General features: G+C 66.9%; 15 protein-coding genes. 14 read left to right on the top strand and 1 reads right to left on the bottom strand.

The genetic code is table 11. From position 1 onward, the window contains the following. Window positions 1-77 precede the first annotated feature (77 nt). Window positions 78-368, top strand: coding sequence for a HigA family addiction module antitoxin (locus OXU32_03945; GenBank protein MDE0073120.1), 291 nt, complete (start codon window positions 78-80; stop codon window positions 366-368). 525 nt (window positions 369-893) lie between these two features. Here OXU32_03945 and OXU32_03950 read toward each other — a convergent pair. Further along, a complete protein-coding gene (locus tag OXU32_03950; GenBank protein MDE0073121.1) occupies window positions 894-2,372 on the bottom strand; it encodes an MBL fold metallo-hydrolase in 1,479 nt (492 codons plus the stop codon). A gap of 200 nt (window positions 2,373-2,572) precedes the next feature. On the opposite strand from OXU32_03950, the gene OXU32_03955 reads away from it, so the two are divergent. The 13 genes from OXU32_03955 to OXU32_04015 all read left to right on the top strand — a co-directional run bounded on the left by OXU32_03955 (window position 2,573) and on the right by OXU32_04015 (window position 20,721). Beyond that, window positions 2,573-3,622: an ATP-binding cassette domain-containing protein gene (locus tag OXU32_03955; protein ID MDE0073122.1), complete on the top strand. Its 1,050-nt coding sequence runs from the start codon at window positions 2,573-2,575 to the stop codon at window positions 3,620-3,622. Next, complete coding sequence (locus tag OXU32_03960) at window positions 3,619-5,895, top strand: Gldg family protein (protein ID MDE0073123.1); 2,277 nt, start codon at window positions 3,619-3,621, stop codon at window positions 5,893-5,895. The genes OXU32_03955 and OXU32_03960 overlap by 4 nt, the downstream gene beginning before the upstream one ends. Further along, on the top strand, window positions 5,892-6,815 hold the full coding sequence (locus OXU32_03965) for a DUF4340 domain-containing protein (protein ID MDE0073124.1): 924 nt from the start codon (window positions 5,892-5,894) through the stop codon (window positions 6,813-6,815). The genes OXU32_03960 and OXU32_03965 overlap by 4 nt, the downstream gene beginning before the upstream one ends. Window positions 6,816-6,942: 127 nt before the next feature. Next, on the top strand, window positions 6,943-7,746 hold the full coding sequence (locus tag OXU32_03970) for an outer membrane lipoprotein-sorting protein (GenBank protein ID MDE0073125.1): 804 nt from the start codon (window positions 6,943-6,945) through the stop codon (window positions 7,744-7,746). A 6-nt stretch (window positions 7,747-7,752) separates the two neighbouring features. After that, on the top strand, window positions 7,753-9,009 hold the full coding sequence (locus OXU32_03975; protein ID MDE0073126.1) for an ABC transporter permease: 1,257 nt from the start codon (window positions 7,753-7,755) through the stop codon (window positions 9,007-9,009). Between the two features lie 2 nt (window positions 9,010-9,011). After that, entirely contained in the window at window positions 9,012-10,289 is a 1,278-nt protein-coding gene (locus OXU32_03980) for an FtsX-like permease family protein (protein ID MDE0073127.1), read from the top strand. 46 nt (window positions 10,290-10,335) lie between these two features. Then, the gene (locus OXU32_03985; GenBank protein ID MDE0073128.1) at window positions 10,336-11,037 is read left to right on the top strand and encodes an ABC transporter ATP-binding protein; all 702 of its coding nucleotides are present in this window, start codon (window positions 10,336-10,338) and stop codon (window positions 11,035-11,037) included. A gap of 66 nt (window positions 11,038-11,103) precedes the next feature. Continuing rightward, the gene (locus OXU32_03990) at window positions 11,104-12,219 is read left to right on the top strand and encodes a hypothetical protein (protein ID MDE0073129.1); all 1,116 of its coding nucleotides are present in this window, start codon (window positions 11,104-11,106) and stop codon (window positions 12,217-12,219) included. A 114-nt stretch (window positions 12,220-12,333) separates the two neighbouring features. Next, window positions 12,334-13,644 (top strand): tryptophan 7-halogenase, encoded by a 1,311-nt coding sequence (locus OXU32_03995; GenBank protein MDE0073130.1) that lies wholly within the window; start codon window positions 12,334-12,336, stop codon window positions 13,642-13,644. Window positions 13,645-13,728: 84 nt separating this feature from the next. After that, the gene (locus tag OXU32_04000; protein ID MDE0073131.1) at window positions 13,729-14,280 is read left to right on the top strand and encodes a hypothetical protein; all 552 of its coding nucleotides are present in this window, start codon (window positions 13,729-13,731) and stop codon (window positions 14,278-14,280) included. A gap of 1 nt (window position 14,281) precedes the next feature. Next, the gene (locus OXU32_04005; protein ID MDE0073132.1) at window positions 14,282-16,492 is read left to right on the top strand and encodes an ATP-binding cassette domain-containing protein; all 2,211 of its coding nucleotides are present in this window, start codon (window positions 14,282-14,284) and stop codon (window positions 16,490-16,492) included. After that, complete coding sequence (locus OXU32_04010) at window positions 16,492-19,434, top strand: ATP-binding cassette domain-containing protein (GenBank protein ID MDE0073133.1); 2,943 nt, start codon at window positions 16,492-16,494, stop codon at window positions 19,432-19,434. Before OXU32_04005 ends, OXU32_04010 begins: the two co-directional genes overlap by 1 nt. Further along, the gene (locus OXU32_04015) at window positions 19,435-20,721 is read left to right on the top strand and encodes a nitrile hydratase subunit alpha (GenBank protein ID MDE0073134.1); all 1,287 of its coding nucleotides are present in this window, start codon (window positions 19,435-19,437) and stop codon (window positions 20,719-20,721) included.

Raw genomic sequence — 20,721 nt, forward strand, 5'->3', positions numbered from 1 at the left:
CCTCGAACGTCTTCCGCTTCGACGGTCGCGACGTCAGGGATGTGGACTTGACCGACTACCACTAGGAGGACCGTGAGGTGCCGATGAAGAACCCACCGCATCCGGGCCTGTCCGTGCGCCATGATTGTCTGGAGCCGCTGGGGCTCACCGTGACGGAGGCAGCGCGGAGGCTGGGGGTTAGCCGCAAGCAGCTTTCGGAACTTGTCAACGGCCGTTCGGGCATCTCTCCCGAAATGGCGATCCGGCTGGACATGGCGTTTGGAGGCGGCGCGGATACCTGGTATCGCCTTCAGGCGGCCTACGACCTTGCGCAGGCCATGAAGAACGCCGGCCGGATCCACGTCGAGCGGATAGCGACCCCCGTTTGACGGTCGATCCGCCTGCCGGCAACGTTTCAATCGGTACCCTCCAGCATGATGAGGGACTCCCAGGCTCCGCCTGCGCCTGTTCCAGTCTCAGGTCCAGTTTCGCACCCAGCAGATCGATGTTGTCGGCCAGCCACGGGGTGAAGTGGCGTGCCTCGTCGGGCCAGGCCTCCCGCAAACTCACACGCTTCAGCGGGTTTATCTCCGCCATCGTACCTCTCTCCTCTAGCACCTCTGTGCCTGGTTCAATTCGCCGGCCCACTGACTAGCCGCGGCGAAGCCGAGTCGTGCGGCCGGCGCCTTAACGACGCGACGGCCTCGCTTGGATCACCAGACACGGCGTGTGGAGCAAAAAGTCCGCGATGTCACGACCAGACGATTCTGCGTGGTCAGGATCACCGGAGAGACCGGCCCATCCGAAGTTTCCTTTCGCCACTGACCCGATGTCGGCACAGCAAATCGTCATTTCGTGCATCTGTCAGCTTCCGGCTCGCAGCATTTCCGCAGCCGCAAGAGTGCGTGTTGTCGTCAGCCCGCGCAGGCGGATACCTCCGGGTGGGCTGTCCAGGCGTCGAAGGACTCGCCTCCCGCCGACAGCATCAATGCTGTGGATTCGCCGGGAGCGAGATCCGTTCGCGCGGTCGGTCCCAATTCGGTTCCGGTGGACAGATGAACCTCAACGCGCACGGCGCAGAGCACCTCCTGAGTCGTGTTCTCGACCGTTCCGACGAATGCGGCCCGCGCGGCATCGAATGAGAGGATCAGGCGGGCACCCCTCCGGGTCTTGTCCCAGGTTTCGCTTGAGGCGATGTATTCGCCCGATTCCTCGCCCTCTTCGTCGTGCTCACCCTCCTCACCGTGCTCATCGCCTGCGCCGTGTTCGCCGCCCTCTTCACCCTCGCCGTGTTCGCCTTCACCCTCTGACTCGTGCTCCTCTCCGTCGTCGCGGCCGTCCTCCCGGTCGCCATCCTCGCCTTCCATCGGCGGAAGCATGCCGTCGAGTTCCGCGTACACCTGCTGGATCGCGCGAGAAGCCTGGCTCTCCGATAGCCACCAGTCCCCGAGTTCTCCGAAGTCGGCGCTGGCCTGCGCCTCCTCCAGGCTGAGACCCTGCCCGTGCAGACGACGGCTTTCGTCGATCACCTGCACCACGGCCTGACGGAACACCTCCAGCTCCTCCCGCAACACCTCGGGCGAATCGACGAAGCCATGCCCGGGGACGTAGGTCTCCACTTCCATCGCCTGCGCCCGCTCGATCATCGCGACCCATTCGGTCGGATACGCCGTGCGCATGGCGGGGAAGACGCGGTGCAGATAGGCCTCGCTCATGAAGAGGATGTCCTCTTCGGGAAGATGGACGACCAGGTCGCCGCCCGTGTGCGCGCGCCCCAAGAAGAGGATCTCGATGGTGCGACCGCCCAGCTCGAGCACCTCGCGATTGTCCACCAGGCGGGTGGGCAGCATCACCGGCGGTGCGTCGGCGGGCCGGATGGGATTGGCGGCCATCGCCTCCAGCACTCGCGCCGAGGTGGGGTGGGCGATGAACTCGGCGTCCTCGGGGAAGGCGGAGTTGCCTGCGGTGTGATCGCCGTGGTCGGAGCAGATCACCACGTGGGTGATGGGCTGGTCGGTCACCGAGGCGATGTGGTCGATCAGGCGCTGGGTCTCGGCCACGTTACCCTGGCCATCCGCGACCAGCACGCCCTCGTCGGTCACCACGAACATGCTGACGGTCGTGAAGCGCTGGTCTCCGGCCGAGCGCAGCGCCTCGTACGAGTACACCCCTTCGGCCAGCTCCCGCAGCCGCGGGAAGTCCTCCTCGGTGTAGCCGCGCGCGAACGGGTCGGCGGTGCGGACCAGTTCGTCGGCCGCGACGGCGCCGGCATCCGCGCTGCTCCCGCCACCTCCCGCGTCATCCCCGGAACCGCCGCACGCAAGACCGGCGAAGGGGATCGAGAGGAAGATCGCCCTCAGGATGCTGACTCGTGCGGTCTGTTGGTGGTGCATGAGATGTACTCCCGGAACAGAAAACCTTCTGGACATCGCTGGCATCCCATTGTAGAATCGTTCGCCCCCGCGCGAAAACGGGGGAGACCAGCGAGTTGCTCGCGCGCGGGAAGGCACGGGCTGCCCGGGCCGCGCGATGATGCGATTCGCGCGGCCTTTTTCGTGCACGGCACCGAGGAAAAACGCGGAAGGAGGAAGGAATGATCGCCGTACAAGGGGTGACCAAGCGTTTCGGCCCCCTCCTGGCCGTCAACGACGTGTCGTTCGAGGTGGACCGGGGCGAGGTGGTGGGGTTTCTCGGCCCCAATGCGGCCGGCAAGACCACGACCATGCGCATGCTGACCGGCACGCTGCAGCCCGATTCGGGCGTGGTGCTGTTCGACGGCGTGCCCATCGAGACCGACCTCAGGGAAGCCAAGCGGCGCGTGGGCTATCTGCCCGAGGCGAACCCGCTTTACGACGACATGCTGGTCGCCGAGTATCTCGAGTACGTGGCCGAGATCCGCCGGATTCGGGGCGTGGATGCCCGGCGCGCGGTCCGGGACGCGGCGGAGGAGACCGCGCTGGAGGCGGTCTTCTTCCGCCCGATCGGGGAGTGCTCCAAGGGATATCGGCAGCGCATCGGGCTCGCGGCGGCGATCCTGCACCGTCCCGAGATCCTGGTGCTCGACGAGCCTACCGAGGGCCTCGACCCGAACCAGCGGGTGGAGATCCGCAAGCTGATCAACGCGCTGGGCGCAGAGCGCACGGTGCTCCTCAGCACTCACGTCATGCAGGAGGTCGAGGCCACCTGCCAGCGGCTGCTGATCATTTCGGGCGGCCGGCTGGTCGCCGACGGCACCGTGGCCGATCTGGCGGCCGACCGCACCGGCGGCGCCTTCTACCTTGTCGAAGCCGAAGGGGATGACGTGTCCGAGGCCCTTGCCGCCCTGGAAGGCGTTTCCTCCGCCACAGCGGAAACCCACGAAGGGCGCACCCGCGTGCGTCTGGAGGTCGCGTCCGGCGCGGAACTGCGCCCCACCATCTTCCAGCTCGCCACCCGCCGCGGGTGGGCGCTCTGGGAGCTGCATCGCGAGCAGGCCAACCTGGAGCGGGTCTTCCGGTCCCTCACCGCGAACGGCGGGGATGGCGGGGACGAAGAAGCCGGCGGTGACGGCGCCGGGACCGCGATCGCGTCGGAAGCTGGCGAGACGGCTCCGTTGGCGGACGATGACGCCGCGACAACGCCGGCGGAGGAGGTGGAAGAATGAACCTCTCCCGCATTCTCGCCGGTCTCAGGGGCGTGCCCACCATCGCGCGCCGCGAACTCGCGGGCTTCTTCGATCAGGCCACGGCCTACATCCTGATCGTCGCCTTCCTGGCTCTCGGGATCTTCATCGAGTTCCGTTCTCTGTACGCCTCCAACATCGCCACCCTGCGTCCCCTTTTCGATCTCCTGCCCTGGCTGTTCGCGATCCTGATTCCCGCCGCGACCATGCGTTCGCTCGCGGAGGAGCGCCGCAGCGGGACGCTCGAGTGGCTGCTGGCGCATCCGTTCAACGAGGTCGAGACCGTACTCGGCAAGTTCCTGGGGAACTGGATCTTCGCTCTGGTCGCGCTCGCCGGCACGCTGCCGATGTCGATCGGGGTGCTGATGGCGTCCGAAGCCGATCCGGGAATCATCACCGCGCAGTACGTGGGCGCTTCGTTGCTCGCCGCCCAGTTCGTGGCCATCGGCCTGTGGGCATCGAGCATGACCCGCAACCAGATCACCTCGTTCATGCTGGCGATCGCCGTCAGCCTGGTGCTGGTGCTCATCGGCCTGCCGTTCGTGCAGATCGGGCTGACGCCGATGATCGGCGGCGCCGCGGCCCGGCTCTCCGTGATCGGGCACTTCGAGAACGTCGCCCGGGGCGTGATCGACCTGCGCGACGTCCTGTACTTCCTCTCCACCGCCGCCCTCTTCCTGGTGCTGGCGATCGGCATGGTGAGCCGGGAGCGGCTGAGTCACGGCCGGGCCGACTATCGGCGCCTGCGCGTGGGCACCATCGCGATCGCGGCCCTGGTCGTGGTGCTGAACCTGGTCGGCGGCTACATCCGGGGGCGCCTGGACCTGACCCGCGGCAACCTCTACACCCTCGCCGACGGGACCCGCGAGGTGCTGGCGAACGTCGACGACATCGTCACCTTCAAGCTCTTCGCGTCCGACGAGCTTCCCCCGGAGGTGCAGCTCACGCTGCGCGACGTGGAGGATCTGCTCGCGGACTTCCGGCGCGCGGGCGGCGGGCAGCTGGTGGTCGAGAAGATCGATCCCGGCGACAGCGACGAGGCCCGTTCCGAGGCCAGCGGCATGGGGATCCCGGAACTCGACTTCAACGTCCTGCGCGACGACGAGTTCGAGGTGCGCCGGGGGTACTTCGGGCTGGCCATGCAGTACGCGGACCAGCGCGAGATCATCCCCATCATCGACCGCACCGACGACCTGGAGCTGCGCATGGCGACGGCGGTCGTGTCCATGACCACCGACGCGCGCCCGCGCCTGCGCTTCGCCTCCGGGTTCGGCGCCAGGCAGGCCTTCGAGATGCCGGCGCTGCAGCAGGCGCTCGGCGACCGCTACTCGATCGGAAGCGTCGCGCTCGACGGCGACACGGTGCCTCCGCTGAATCCGGATTCCATCGACGTGCTGGTGGTGGCGGGGCCGACGGCGCCCATGTCGGCGCTCGCCCTGGAGCGGCTCGCGGAGTACGTGGACGGCGGCGGTGCCGCGATGCTGCTGGTGGAGGGGACGCAGATCGATCCGCAGTCGCCGATGGCGTCGCCGGTGACGTCGGGGCTCGAGACTTTCCTGGAGGAGCGCGGAATCAGATACGACGGAGGCATCGTCTACGACCTGGCCTCCGCGGAGCGGGTGCAGATGGGTCGCCAGGGGATCTTCGCCGTGGTGCGTTCCTACCCCTTATGGCCCATCCTCTTCCGGGGCGCCGATCATCCGGTGACCCGCGACCTCAACAACCTCTCCGTCGGATGGGCCAGCTCGCTGATCCTGACCGACTCGGCGCGCGTCACGCCGCTCTGGACCACCACGGAAGCGGGGGGCGTGCAGGCGCCGGGCAGCCCCATCGCTCCCGACATGCAGGCCTTCCCCGACGAGTCCAATCTCGGTGTTGAGGTTGTAGCGGCGGCGGTGGATTTCGCGCTTCCCGCCGAGGAAGGGCAGGAGGGCGACGGTTCCGAACCGGCCGGCCGCATGATCGTCGTAGCCGATGTGGACTTCCTGGACGAGCAGTTCGTCCGGTCGAGCCGCCAGAACCTGCTCTTCGCCGCAAACTCGGTCGACTGGCTGGCGCAGGACGAGGCGCTCATCAGCATCCGCTCCAAGGATCGCACGCCGCCTCCGCTGGCGCTGGAGTCGGACTTCGCCAAGAACGCGCTCAAGTGGGGGAACCTGGTGGGCATCCCCCTCTTCTTCTGCCTCGCCGGCGCCCTGCGGGTGACGGGCAGGCGGTCCCGCGCCGAGCGCCGCTGGAACGAGATGGACGCATGAGCAAGAACGCACTGCAGAGACTTGTCATCGCGCTCGCGGGACTGCTGGTCCTTTACGGGGTCATCCGCCTGGTGGGCGGCCGCAGTCCGGAGGTCCCCCCCGGAGCGGTCGAGCTGGCGGCGGAGCTGGAGGGCATCGACGAGCGCACCCTGGAGGGCGCCACCTTCAGCGGGTCCGACCGGGAGATCGAGGTGGCGCGCGTCGCCGGTGAATGGACGGTGAACGGGTACGAAGCCGACTCCGCCGCGGTGGCGCGCATGTTCACGGCGCTCTCGGAGGTCGAGGTGGGCGCACTGGCCGCGGCCAACCCGGCCAACCACGAGCGCCTGGGGGTGACCGGCCGCGACGCCTGGATGCTCGAGTTCCGCCTCCTCGGCGGCGAAAGCCGCATCCTGGCGCTGGGCCGGGTCGGATCGGCCTTCCAGACCGCCTACGCCCGCCTGCCCGGCTCCGACGAGGTCTACACCGTTCGCGGCGACCTGCGCGGTTCCTTCACCCGCACCCTCACGGACTGGCGCGACAAGCTCATCGCGCGCACGGACGTGGAGTCCATCGCATCCATCGAGGTGGAGCGCGACGGAGAGGTCGTCATCGTCGAGCGCGGCGACGCCGGCTGGACGGTGGCGGAGTCGGGCTCGGTGCCGGATTCGGCTACGGTCGCGAACATGCTGGACGAGGTGGACGAGCTGCGCGCCATCGGTTTCGTGGAGGACGGATCCGAGTTTCCGACCGAGGACCTGCGTCGCTTCGTGGCTCTGAATGAGAGCGGCGACACCGTCCTTACGCTGGAAATGGCGCCGGTGGACGCCGAATACTGGGTGCGCGCCGCGGGGAACGATACCCTCTACCGCCTGGCGGCCTTCCGGGCCACCCGGATCGTGCCCGAGCCGGACCGGCTGCTGGGACGGGAAGGGGGGTAGTCGCCAACCTGCCGGCGTCATTGGTACCCGTCGAACCCGGCTGGGCAATGGCCTCGTGGGTGTTGCCGCCTTGGAGCGGCCGGGGTATTAACTACGTAACGCCCAGATCACGCCACGGTGCACTCACATGCCAGGAACACGCCAGGGACTCCAGGGGCCGCACAAGCGCGGCATGGCGATGTGGCTCGCGCTTGCGGGCACGATCCTGCATCTGGCCGTCGCGGCGCCGGCCCGGGCCCAGTTGGACCCGAACGCCATCATCGATCGGGTGGACCGGCTGCTGCGCGGTGAGTCCAGCCGGGGCGTCGCGACGATGGAGATCGTGACCGAGCACTGGGAGCGGCAGATGACGATGGAGATCTGGTCGCTCGGCACGGACTATTCGCTCGTCCGCCTGCGGGCGCCGCGGAGGGAAGCCGGAACGGCGACTCTGAAGGCCGCCGAGGACATCTGGAACTACCTCCCCAAGGTCGATCGGACGATCAAGGTTCCTGCCTCGATGATGGGCGGATCGTGGATGGGATCGCACTTCACGAACGACGACCTGGTCAAGGACAGCAGGCTCGTCGAGGACTACGACATCGAACTCGTGTTCGACGGAGAGGATGCGGATGGCGTGGCCGTCTGGGACTTTCGCCTGACTCCCAGGCCGGAGGTGCCCGTCGTCTGGGGACACATCGACTACCGGATCCGGCAGTCCGACGACATGCCGGTCCGGGCGGAGTTCTTCGACGAGAACGGCGAACTGGCCAGGACCATAGAGCACGGCGACTACACCGAGTTCAGAGGGCGGATCGTTCCCAGGGTCATGAACATGTACCCGGCGGACAAGCCGGACGAACGCACGACGATCCGCTACGAGGAGCTTGAGTTCGACATCGACGTCGATCCATCCTTCTTCTCGCTCCGGACCCTGCAGCGCGGGAGGTAGCGCCGCGTGACGGGCCGGTTGTGGCGAATCGGGTGGCGCAACCTCGGCCGTAACCGGAAGCGAACGGTTCTCACCGCGCTCGGCCTCGGGGTCGGCTACTTTGCCGTGGTGTTCATGGTCGGATGGGCTGAGGGGGTCTCGACGGAACTCGTCGAGAACGCCACGTCTCTCGCCAGTGGACAGATCGAGATCCACGATGCCGACTACCGGCCCGAGCGCAGCCTGTACGAGACCATCGGCGGCCGCGAGGGTGCCGACGTGGGGGAGATCCTGCGCACCATCGAGGCCGATCCCTCGGTCGTGACCGCCGCCCCGCGCGTGTACGCGAGCGGGCTCGTGAGTACCGGCGAAGCGACATCGGCCGGCGTTCTGCTCGGCGTCGATCCCGAGCGCGAGGTGGCGCTGACCCGTTTTCTGGATCCCCTGGCAGCGGGCCGCCTGCCTGCCACCGGCCGATACGAAGCCGTGGTGGGAGACGAGATGGCGCGGCAGCTCGAGCTGGGCGTCGGGGACGAACTCGTCGTCGTCGCCTCGGCGGCGGACGGCTCGATGGGCAACGACCTGTACACGGTCACCGGCATCTTCCGGACCGGCCTGCTCGAGTTCGATGCCGGCACCATGGTCATGCCGGTCGCAGACCTCCAGACGCTCGTGGTCCTCGATCCGGGGCGGGTCCACGAAATCGCGGTCAGCACTGACGATCCGTCGCAAGCCGACCTGACCGCGACCCGCCTCGCAGCCTCCCTTGGAGCTCCCGAACGGGCGATGTCGGTCGCGTCATGGACGGAGCTCAATCCGGTGCTTGCCCAGTATGTCGCGCTCGCCGATGCGACGTACTGGATCTTCATCGTCCTCATCTATTCGGTCGCCAGCTTCGGCATCGCCAACACGACGCTGATGGCCACCTTCGAACGCCGCCGCGAGTTCGCCGTCATGCTGGCGCTGGGTGCATCGCCGCGGTCCGTGGTAGGCACGGTGCTGTCAGAGGCGGTCGCGACCGGCGTCATCGGGCTGGGCCTCGGGACCGCCGTCACGGTGCCGCTGCTGGTCTGGTTCTCCGCGGCGCCGCCCGACCTCGGATGGCTCTTCGGAAGTCTCACCGTGGAGGGCGTCCTGCTGACGCCGAGTCTCCGTGTGGGGACCAACGTGCCGGCATGGACCTGGGCGACCATCGGCCTGATCGTCACGGCACTCGTCTCCGCCCTCTACCCGGCACTCCGTGCGGCGCGGGTGCCGCCTGCCGACACTCTGTCGGGCGTGTAGCCGTGCTCCTGCGCGTCCTGGTCCGGCTCGCCCTGAGGAACCTGCGCCGGCATCTGCGTCGCACGGTGCTGACCGCCTCGGCGATGATCGTGGGCGGCGCATTCCTGGTCTGGTCGATGACGATCGACGACGGCAGCCACGAGCAGTGGGTCGATTCCGGTGTGCGCATGGGGAGCGGACACGTGACCGTCGAGCGACCCGAGTACCGGCTGCGCCGTCAGATCGACAACCGGCTGACGACGGACGTCAGGCGCGCCGCGGAGCAGGCGCTGGCCTCGCCGGAGATCGCGCCGCATGTCGTGACCATGTCCGCCAAGCTCGGCATCAACGGGCTGGCGAGTTCGGCGGCCGGGGCGCGCCCGGCGCAGATCGTGGGCGTCGACCCCGTCGCCGAAGCGGGCTTCGGCATGATCGACGATGGGGTGATCGAAGGGCGCTACCTCGAGCCCGATGATCGGCTGGCGGCCTTTGTCGGCGCCGATCTGGCCCTCAGCCTGGGACTCGAAATCGGATCGCGCTTCGTCGTGCAGGCGCAGGGTGCCGACGGCGAGATCACGGGGCAGCTGCTCCACGTGACAGGGATCTTCCGCAGCCGCGTCGCCGCCATCGACCAGGCGACGATCCACATCACGCTCGCGACCGCCGGCGAGTGGCTCGGTTCCGGGAGCGACGTGACCAACGTCGCGGTCGTCCTGCAGGGCAGTGGCAGAGCCCGGTGGGTCTCCGACCGCCTGGCGCTGGCGCTTGCAGAGCCGGTGGAACGGGGCGAGGCACGCGTCGTGGGGTGGCGCGAGGCGAACCCCGTACTGGCGGCGGGGATCGCGATCGACGAGTTCGGAAATTACGTGATTCAGGGGTTCCTGTTCGTCATCATCGCGTTCGGGATCGTCAACACGGTGCTGATGTCGGTGATGCATCGCCAGCGCGAGTTCGGCGTGCTTCAGGCGCAGGGGCTGACGCCGGGTCAGACGGGCACCGTCGTTCTCATCGAAGGCCTCACGCTGTCCGCCGTCAGCGGGCTGGTCGGCGTCGGCCTGGGACTCCTGGGCACCTGGTATTTCTTCGGCGACGGGCTCGACACGTCGGTCTTCATGCAGGACATCGACGAGTTGACATTCTCCGGTGCCGTCGTTGACCCTATCATCGTCCCGATCTTCGGGGTACGACGCATCGTCCAGATTGTCGCGTTCATTCTCGGCATTGGCATTCTCGCCTCGGTCTATCCGGCGCTGCGCGCCGCCCGGGTCGACGTCACCGAGGCGATGAAGTTCGATCGGTAGCCCCTCTCGTGCCGGCCCCCCGGCGCGCAAGGAGAATCGAGGTGTCATGGCAGTGCGCGACACGGCAGCCGCCCGGACCGACGGTGTCTGGAAGGTCTTCGAGCAGGAAGCCGAATCCGTGCAGGCGGTCCGCGATGTCAGCCTGACCATAGAGCGTGGCGAGTTCACCGCGCTCGCGGGGCCGTCGGGCTCAGGCAAGACGACGCTGCTGAATCTGATCGGTGGCCTGACCCGCCCCACGCAGGGACGGGTCTGGGTCGCCGGGCGCGAGGTGAGCCGCATGTCGAACCAGGAGCTGGCGCGGCTCCGGCTCGAGGAGGTCGGCTTCGTCTTCCAGGCCTATAACCTGCTCCCCGTGCTCACGGCGTTGGAGAATGCGGAATTCCCGATGCTCCTTCAGGGCGTGCCCGCGGAGGAGCGTCAGGCGCGGGTCCGCGGACTCTTTGCGCGCACGGGAATGGAAGGGCTCGAAGACCGGCGCCCGGGCAAGCTGTCGGGCGGCCAGCAGCAGCGGGTCGCCGTCGTGCGTGCGGTGGCCAGCCGTCCGGCCCTGGTGCTCGCGGACGAGCCGACGGCGAACCTGGACTCCGTCTCCAGCGAAGCGCTCCTCGATGTCATGGGCGAGCTGAATCGCGACCTCGGAGTGACCTTCGTCTTCGCCACCCACGACAGCCGCGTCATGGAGCGGTCCCGGCGTCTGATCCGCATGGTCGACGGCACGGTGCATGACGACGAGCGCCGATCCTGAGCGGAAGACCTGTCTCCAGGCTCCGGCCGAGTGTTCGGCACGGCTTTGAGGCTTGAGGCGCGAGTAGTGGACATCCACGAAGCGATAGCGATCACCCAGGAGCGACTGGCGGGCGAAGGTGCCACCATGCACGACCTGCTCGGGCACCTGCGAGACAGAATCTCTCCCGTGCTGATCGGGGAGCACGAGTGGGAACACCTGCTGGCAAGGGCGGGGACCCTGCCCATAACCATGGGTGCCCAGCCGTTCGGTTTCGAGCTGCCGCTGCACGACAGTCGGCCGCGGGCGGATTTCGGCGTCTCGCTGGCGAGCGGCAACCGGTCGGGCGCGTTTTTCGAGGAGAAGGCGCGACGCGACCCATCGGATCGCACGGCGGCGGCGATCGGCCGCCTGTTTCGCAGCATGGAGGCCGCGGACTCGCCCCTGCGCGCGATTGTCGGCCGCAAGTTGATGCTGGAATACGACATCGACTCGGGAGGCGAGGACGATCCGCTGCCCGGGATGTTCCTGCGGCCCAACGAACGCATGATCTTCGGCGGCGCCGGGCAGCAGCCCGATGTCGGCGTCGTGGTGGACGAACTCGTGGACTGTCACGACCTGGAACCGAGCGCGGCGGAGCGTAGCAACGCCGAGCGGGTCTACCTGGCGCAACCGGAGGACACCCGCCTCGACTCGTTCGGCCTGTTTCCGTCACGCGCGCGCACGATCCGCCTGGCTATCATGGGCTTCACCGGGCAGCGGGATGTCCGTTCCTTTCTCGAGGAGATCGCCTGGCCCGGGAACATCGCGACCGTGGAGAGGGTGCTTGCACGCTTCGGCGAGCGCACGCAGGTCGTCAGGACCGGGGTGAACGTCGACGCGCAGGCGGATGGCGTCGGTCCGACCCTCGGCCTGACGCCCATAGTCAAGCAGAGATATACGGCTGCTTCCCGGGTCTGGATCGATGGCCTGACGGATTGGCAGCCGGTGCTGGAGGCCTTGCGCCACGAGGACCGTGTAGTGTCGGAGAAAGTCGCGGCGCTGGCCGGCTGGGTCTCGCAACCGACCATTCTGTTTGGCAGAACCGGGCGGTTTGTACTGTTGCGGGGAATCCACCACATCAAGCTGGTCATCGCCGGAGACCGGGTTGAACAGATCAAGGCCTATGTCTACATGGTGCTTTCAGGTGTCATCGCGCCCTGATGTCCGCCTCGCCCGCGGCCTCGCGGATGGCGCGGGCGGGGCCGGGACATGGCGCGTCGCGTTTGCCGCGCGCTGTCGCGTTCAGGGGGCGGTGCGCCCGGGGAGGTCGCCACGGTGAAGGAACTCGGCAGCGGGTCGTGCAGGAAGATTGCCGTCGTGGGCCGCGGCACCGCCGGCGCGCTGGCCGCCGCCAGCGTATCGCGGTTGCACCCCGAGCGCGATCATGAGCTGCACCACATCTACGATTCTCGCATTCCCATCATCGGCGTGGGCGAAGGAAGTTGGCCCAGTCTTGTCCGCGAACTGCAGCAGCTGTCGCAGTTGCCCCACGAGACGATTCAGCAACGCCTGAACGGCACCCGCAAGTTCGGCAGCCGCTTCGAGGGATGGGGTCGACGCCGGCAGGACTTTGTTCACTACTTCACGCCACAACAGGTGGCCTATGCCTACCACCTGTCGGCCGACCTGATGGCGGACCTGTTGCACGCGAGTACGCGGGCCCGCCACATCGACGCGAGAGTGACCGCGATCACGCGAGTCGACGGCGGCGCGCAGGTGCAGTTCGAAGGCCGTGAGGCCGAGCGCTACGATCTGGTCTTCGATGCCCGCGGCTATCCGCGGCAACTGGATCCGCAGGAGCACATCGACATTTCCTTCATCCCCACGAACTGCGCCGCCATTCGCCGCGGCCCCCCGGTCGTCAAGGCGCCGCCGAACGCGCCGGTCCGCGAACTCACGTATACCCGTGCGGTGGCGCGTCCGCACGGATGGGTGTTCGTCATTCCGCTGACCGTGCACACATCCTACGGCTATGTCTTCAATAGGGAAGTGTCCGATCTCGATGCAGTCGAGGCGGACTTCGACGAGTTCCTTGCGGAGGACGGCGTGTCGGATTTCGAGAAGCGCGCCGTCATTCCGTTTCCCAATTTCGTCCGCCGCCGGATCTATGATGGTGCCGTGGTCCGCGTCGGGAATGCCGCCGCCTTCATGGAGCCGCTCGAAGCGACCGCCATCAGGTTGGCGCAACTGCAGGTCGCGCTGGTTCTGCGCATGCGGTTCCACCGGCCGGCGGAGTATGTGCAGAGCGACGCGCCCGTCATCAACCGCTTTCTCGTCACCGATGCGCTCGCAGCCGGCTTGTTCGTGGGCTGGCACTATTGCTGTGGTTCGAAGTACGACAGTGCGTTCTGGCGCGACGCCCGGGACCGCGTGTGGCCGAACTACCGGGAGGCCGCCGATCCGCTGGCCGTGGACTGTTCCGCCTTGCGCAAGTTCGACGAGATGCTCGAACTGGTCGACGCGAAGACCCCCGATCCGGCGGATTGGGAGCGGCAGTGCGCGTTCCTTCCCGTGAGCAGCTTCGCGCAAATCGCCCACGGTCTGGGTGCGCCATTGGGGCGGAAGCACGACTCCGTGCCGACGTAGCCGGCCGGCGGCCGCCCGAGTCTGCACCGCGCACCCTGACGTGCTATCCTTGTTCGATACCTGGTGAGGAGGCGAAGCAGGGACGTGTTCAATAACCCGTTTGGTTCGTTTCACGATACCGTTGCCGAAGCAAAGCAGGAACGGGAACAACTCGACCGGCTGCTGACGGTTTCCACACCGCGGGAGCGCCTGCTCGTCGTCGCCGTCGCGCTGTGGTTGTTCATCTTCGTGACGTGGCTCTTTCTTGGCAGCGTAACCCGCAGCCTCGCGGTGGACGGTGTGCTGGTCGACCCGGGCACAAACCTGTCCGAAGCGGGCCGGTCCGTGCAGGCGCTCGTCTGGATCGACAGCGACGTCGTGCCGGAGATCAGGGCAGGAATGCCGGCGGTGATGGAACTGGGTACGGCGGATGGAGAAGCGGACACAATAAGCGTGGAAGTCGCGGCGATTTCCGGCGTTCGCCCGTTCGAGGCTCCCGCGGCCTTCGAGTCTGCGGCGCCGGGATCCATGCACCGCCTCGATATCGCGCTGGACGAGAGCCTCGACCTTGCTTCCATTGTGGGCAGAGAATGCCGGATCGTCATCGAGATCGGTACGCAATCTCCGGTCGCATTCCTGCGGATGGGGCGGTCATGATATGACGCTGATCGCCTTCAGGGGGGTTGACGACAAGGCCGCACCGAGCTTCGAGAAACAGCGCGTAACCACGCCGATTCTGTTGCAGATGCACGCGTCGGAGTGTGGCGCGGCCTGCCTCGGCAGCATTCTCGCCTACTTCGGACGCTGGGTTTCGCTGGTGGAATTGCGGGAAAGATGCGAGGTGAGTCGGGACGGGAGCAGTGCGGCGAGCATCGCACGCGCGGCCAGGCACTACGGTCTCGAATGCAGTGGACTCAGCCTGCGTGCCGGTCAGCTGAAGAGGCTGCAGTTGCCTCTGATCGTGTTCTGGCAATTCAGCCATTTTGTTGTCCTCGAGGGGTTCGACGGTCGCCACTTCTATCTCAATGATCCGTCCACGGGGCGGCGCAGGCTCTCGGCGCAAGAGTTCGGCAAGGGCTACAGCGGAATTGCGCTGCGATTCAAGCGGGGCTCCGGTTTCGAACCCGGCGGCGAGCCGCCCGGATTGTACACGCAACTGGGCACGCTGCTCACCGGATCGCGGAGCGCGCTTGCCTGGGTAATTGCCTGCGGCCTCATGTTGACGCTGCTGGCCCTTGTTGTCCCCGCATCTCTAGGCGTTTTCGTGGACGATGTTCTGGAGAACCGGGGGCCCTGGGGCGGACTCGTGACGGCCCTGCTCGGCGGCGGTGTCCTCGTATACATCCTGTCCCTGCTCAAGCACCGGTTCCTGAAACGGTTCGCGATCCGGATTGCGGTGATGGGCTACAGTCGAGGCCTGTCGCGGCTGCTGCGGTTGCCGGTGGAGTTCTTCGAACACCGTCTCGTAGGCGATCTGACGGATCGAGTCTCGTCCATCGACAGAGTCGCGAGAAACCTGACGGAACAGTTTCTGGTGCTCATTGTCGACATGGCGATGAGCGCTGTGCTGCTCATTGCCATGTTGGCCTACGATGTCCGGCTCACGCTGGTTGTGCTGTTTCTGGCCCTTCTGCACGGCGTGCTGGCACACTTTCTCAATGGGCTCAGGGCGGTTCGAAGCCAGGCGATGAGGCGCGAACAGGGGCTCTTGATCGGCGTCGGCATGCAGATGCTGAATCATGCCGACAACCTGCGCATGACGGGATCGGACGACCGTTTCTTTTCGCAGTGGAGCGGCCATCAGGCGCGCGAACTGCAAGCGCGCCGGCGCTATTCCGCACTGGGCTCCGTCAATACCGCGCTCCCGGGCATGATCGCCGCACTTCGCGCCGCGGCGGTCCTGGGCATCGGGGGAAGCCTGGTCATGGCCGGAGAGATGACCCTGGGCACGCTGGTCGGGTTCTATATCCTGGCCGAGATGTTTCTGGCACCGGTTGGGCGCTTCCTGGAGTTCGCCGGGCAACGCCAGGCGCTCGAAACCGATCTGCAGCGACTCGAGGATATCTCCAAAGCGGCGGAAGACCCCACCTTCCGTCGCCGGAGTTCTCAGTCGGAGTCGCTTCCCACCTTCAACGGCCGACTCCAGCTCACCGGCCGGCTCGAGCTGCGAGACGTCAGCTTCGGCTTCAACAGGAGTCGGCCCGCTCTGATCAAGGACTTCAACCTCCTGATCAGGCCGGGGCAGCGGGTTGCCGTTGTCGGTCCCAGCGGTTCCGGCAAGTCGACCCTCGCGCGGCTGATTGCCGGTCTCTATCAGCCCTGGTCCGGCGAAATCCTGTTCGATGGCCACCCCCGCGATGAGATTCCCGAGGAGGTGCTGCGGCGGTCCATCTCCATGGTGGATCAGGAGGTCGTGCTCTTTTCCGCGTCCGTGCGCGACAACATCACCCTGTGGAACCCCGCCGTTCCGGATGAGGCCATCTTCGCGGCGACACGCGATGCCCAGATCCATGACGAAATCCTGCGTCGGCCGGACGGATATTCGACCCGGGTCGAGGAAGGCGGCGTGAATTTCAGCGGCGGCCAGCGCCAGCGGCTGGAGATCGCCCGGGGGCTGCTGGGCAATCCGACGCTGCTCATTCTGGATGAGGCGACCAGCGCCCTCGATGCCGCGACGGAGGAATACGTCGACGACGCCTTGCGACGCCGCGGTGTCACCTGCCTGATCGTGGCGCACCGGCTGAGCACCGTGCGGGACTGCGACGAGATCATCGTGCTCGACGGGGGTGTCGAAGTGCAGCGCGGGACGCACGACGAGCTGATCGCGGATCGGGACGGCACGTACTACAAGCTGGTCAAGTCCGGCTGATGCGGGACACCGCGCCGGGGCACACGTCCATCGCGGAACTCGCCGCCCTCTCCGGCGAGTCCGTGCCCTGCGCCGGCAACCTGCCGGTGAAGCTCGACGACCCGGACACTGTCTGGTTCATCGATCAGGGCGCCGTCAATCTGTTCCTGGTCGAATTCCAGGACGGGGTGGAGCAGGCGGCGCCGCAGCATCTGCTGCGCCGCGGATCGGGCTGGCTGCTACCGGGGGTCGCGCCGGACGGGCCACGCGATGACGATGACACCACGCTCAGCCTGATCGCCAAGGGATCGCCGGGCACCGTTCTGAAACGCCTGCCGGCCTCCGTGCTGTCCGACGCCGATCCGGCGGAGCTGGCGGAACAGACCGATACCTGGCTGACCGCGATTACCGACACACTCTCGCGTTTCGCGAGCCGCCTTCCGCGTCCGACTGCGCTGGCCAAACCCGGTCTGATGCGGACGCCGGCTCCCTGTACGCTGTCCGTACAGCGCGGCGTCGTATGGGTATCCGAACCGCCGCGCGGCACCGGCCTCTTCATGGACCTGGTCGACCCGGCGGACATCGTCGAGGCGGGCGGCCCACACGAAGCGGTGATCCCTCTGACGCGGACAAGCTGGCTCATCCTGTCCGACGAGGCGACACTCTCCGGAAGGTCGACCGAGACACTGGCAAAGCAGGGCATCCTGCTCTCGGCGCTCGCATCGTTTCACGCGGTTGCCTTCGCCCTGGAGCGCCTGAACCGCCGACTGGCCGTGGTCGATGATGCGAATCTCGAGCGCGTGCGGACCACGAGCCGCCGCACGGTCGAGAGAGCCGCGCGGCAGCGGCTCTTCAATATCCATGATCTGCCGATTGACCGGGATGCCAGCGTCGAGGACACGTCGCTGGCGGACGCCCTGCAGGCGATCGGACGCCGTGAGGGAATCGATTTCAAGATCCCGGTGCGCTCGGATCCCTCGGGTGCTCCGGTCGGCCTCGTAGACGTTCTCGATGCATCGGGCGTGCGCGCCCGACGCGTGCGGTTCAGGGCCGGGGAGGCCTGGTGGCGCGGCGACAGCAACGCGATGCTGGCATTCCGCGCCGCAGACGGCCAGCCCGTGGCGCTTCTGCCGGGATGGTTGGGGCGCTACCGGGAATTCGATCCGGTCAGCAAGCGCAGCGTCCGGATGACGGCGGATCGTGCCGCCGCGCTGGCGGACGAGGCCTGGATGTTCTACCGGCCGCTGCCGGTGGGGGACGTGAAGCCAGCCGACCTGCTGGGGATCGCGCTGCTTGGATCGGGGGCGGATCTCGCGCGGCTGGTGCTTGCCGGGCTTCCGGGCGGCCTGATCAAGCTCGTGCCGGCGCTCGCGCTCGGGTTCGTTGCGAACCAGACGGCGGCGGGCGGAACCGCCGGCCAGCTCTATGCGGTGGCGGTGGCGGTGACGGGGTTCGGCCTGCTCGGCGCACTGCTGCATCTGCTTCAGAGCACGGCGATGATGCGGATCGAGGGTCGCTCGGTTTCCCGGGTCGAAGCGTCCTTCTGGGACCGTCTCATGCGCCTTCCGCCAAGCATTCTGCACGGTCGCCGGGCTGGCGATCTGGCCGTGTCGGGGATGACGTTCCAGAATCTTCGCGACGGGTTGCAGGGAGTCGCAGCCCACGGTCTGCTTTCGATCCTTTTTCTGCTTCCGGTGCTTGGCGTCATCTTCCTCTACGACGCCACGCTCGGGACCGTTGCCCTCGCGTTCAGCCTGGCTTCGCTCCTGGTCACCGTCGTTCTCGGGCTGCGCCAGATTCCGCTCCATGGGCGGATGATCCGCGCGGCGCGGCGCGTCTCCGGCCGGCTATTCCAGATCGTGGGCAGCATAGGCAAGCTGCGTGTGGAAAACGCGGAAGCGTCGGCTTTCGCCATCTGGGCGCAGGACTACCGGGAGCAGAAGCGTACGGAGCTCGAGCTGGGCGCGCTCGAGGGACATTCGCGGGCATTTGGCGCGGCGCTCCCCTTTCTTGCCGCCGGAATCCTGCTATTCGCGGTCGCAGCCATGGGCGACGGGAACCTCCCGGTCGGCGATTTTCTCGTCGTCTACCTCGTCTTCGCCGCGTTTCAATCCGCCGTCGCACGGCTCGGCGAGTCCTTTGGCGCGGTTGCCGCCGTACTTCCGGCGTTCGACCAGATGCGCCCGCTTCTCGCTGCGGTCCCCGAGGCCGAAGTCGAAGGAGCGCCGGTCGAGGATCTGGGGGGCGACATTTTCTTCGACCGCATTTCCTACCGGTACGATCCCGACGGCCCGTTGATCCTCGACGATGTCACGATTCACGTCCGCCCCGGGGAATTCGTCGCGATTGCGGGCGAGTCCGGCGCTGGCAAAAGCACCCTTTTCCGGCTGGCGCTTGGATTCGACCGGCCCACCGCGGGAGCAGTGTGCTACGACGGACGTGATCTGAGGAACCTGAACCTGAGACAGGTGCGCCGCAAAATTGGCGTGGTGCCGCAGTCCGTTGGACTCCATCCCTCGGATCTCTGGGACAATCTGGTCGGTCACCACGATGAGGTGGCGAGTGACGAGATATGGACGGCGACGCGAGTCGCCGACGTCGAAGAGGAGATCAAGGGCATGCCCATGGGCATGATGACCATGGTCGGCACGAGCGGGTCGGTTCTGTCGGGCGGCGAGAGTCAGCGCGTTTCAATCGCCCGGTCGGTGATCGGCAGCCCGCGAATCATGCTCCTGGACGAGGCGACCAACTGGCTGGATAACGAGAGCCAGGCCAGGGTCATGCGCAACCTCACCGCTCTGACCGCCACCCGGGTCGTCATCGCCCACCGCCTGTCCACGCTGGAACAGGCCGATCACATCTACGTGCTGCAGGCCGGAAAAGTCGTACAGAGCGGCTCCTTCAACGAACTGATGGAGGCCGACGGGGTGTTCAGAGACCTGGTAAGGAGGCAGGTGGCCTGAATGGACGCGGACGGTCTCCTCGTATCAAGAGCTGAAGAAGACAGCGACTTTCGTGAACGTCTTCTCCGGAACCCCAGGGAGACAATCGAGACGGAATTCGGCGTGACGCTGGCCGAGGACCATGAGATTCGCGTGCACGAAGAGTCGTATACCGCGACGCATGTCGTGCTCCCGCCGCAGAGCAAGCTCAGCGAGGCCGAACGAGAGGCGGCGAGGACCGGTGCGGCATCGCTCGAGTTTCTTCGAAGGACACTCCACGACCCCGCGCCGCCCCTTCGGCCCTTTGCACCAAAAGAAAAGGGGGTCCGAAGCAGCGCCACCTCCGGGGCGCTGGCCAGGGCAGCGAGGGAAGGGATCCGCCGCGGGCTTGCCTTCCTGGAGTCCATGATCGACGAGAATGGGGCCTGGCACTGCATCCGGTTCAATGTGGCCGACCCGGAGATCCCAAGGCATTTCGAAAGGCCTCCTTTCGTGTCGGCTCTCTGCGCGCTTGCCCTTGAGAGCTCCGATGAGCCGCGGGCCAGGGCGATATGCACCGCTACGAAGGCGTATCTCATCGACACCATCGAATACCCCGGATTCTGGCGGTACTATCGTCACCTGCCCCCGGATCTCGACAGTACCGCGCTCTGTTCGCTCGTCATCGGGACCCACCCCTGGATCTGGCTGGGGAGGAACGTTCCGGGCATGCTGGCAAATCGCGACGAGGAAGGCCGCTTCATGACCTGGGTGCTGGCGGAAGACGAACCCGACGTCGTGTCGCGCTTTCGTATCGAGGCCGACCCGGTCGTCAATGCGAATGTCCTCGCCTGCCTGGGCAACCATCCGGGAACCAGGGGCGCCCAGCGATGGCTGGAAGCCCTGGTGACCGAGGGCAACCTCGATGGCTCGTCGAAGTGGTATCCCGACACGGTCACGATCTACCACGCGATCACGCGCGCGCTGATTCGTGCGAAGCCCGCCCTCGATCCCCTGCGGCCGATACTCGCGGATCGTATCCTCGGCCTCCGTGACGAGAAGGGAGGATTCGGCAATGTCCTTCAGACCGCTCAGGCGGTGTCGGCGCTCCACAACATCGGAAGCCTCGAGCGGATCGACGCGAAGCGCGAGGTGGAGAGACTGTTGAGCTCGCAGCGCGGGGACGGCAGCTGGCCGGAGCTGCTCGCGTTCGGCGACCAGTCGTTGAAGTGGGGCGTGGCAGGGCAGATCGGGCATGGCTCCGAGGCCGTGACCTCCGCGTTCTGCATTGAGGCCCTGGAGTGTCTCGTCGAAGTGCTGGGGGCCTGA

Source organism: Gammaproteobacteria bacterium, assembly GCA_028819075.1.
Lineage (GTDB): Bacteria > Gemmatimonadota > Gemmatimonadetes > Longimicrobiales > Gaopeijiaceae > BD2-11.

Excerpts from the sequence above, each read along its gene's own strand:
- OXU32_03950 (MDE0073121.1), bottom strand. The coding sequence starts at position 2,372 with ATGCACCACCAACAGACCGCACGAGTCAGCATCCTGAGGGCGATCTTC.
- OXU32_03955 (MDE0073122.1), top strand. The coding sequence starts at position 2,573 with ATGATCGCCGTACAAGGGGTGACCAAGCGTTTCGGCCCCCTCCTGGCC.
- OXU32_03960 (MDE0073123.1), top strand. The coding sequence starts at position 3,619 with ATGAACCTCTCCCGCATTCTCGCCGGTCTCAGGGGCGTGCCCACCATC.
- OXU32_03965 (MDE0073124.1), top strand. The coding sequence starts at position 5,892 with ATGAGCAAGAACGCACTGCAGAGACTTGTCATCGCGCTCGCGGGACTG.
- OXU32_03970 (MDE0073125.1), top strand. The coding sequence starts at position 6,943 with ATGCCAGGAACACGCCAGGGACTCCAGGGGCCGCACAAGCGCGGCATG.
- OXU32_03985 (MDE0073128.1), top strand. The coding sequence starts at position 10,336 with ATGGCAGTGCGCGACACGGCAGCCGCCCGGACCGACGGTGTCTGGAAG.
- OXU32_04005 (MDE0073132.1), top strand. The coding sequence starts at position 14,282 with ATGACGCTGATCGCCTTCAGGGGGGTTGACGACAAGGCCGCACCGAGC.
- OXU32_04010 (MDE0073133.1), top strand. The coding sequence starts at position 16,492 with ATGCGGGACACCGCGCCGGGGCACACGTCCATCGCGGAACTCGCCGCC.
- OXU32_04015 (MDE0073134.1), top strand. The coding sequence starts at position 19,435 with ATGGACGCGGACGGTCTCCTCGTATCAAGAGCTGAAGAAGACAGCGAC.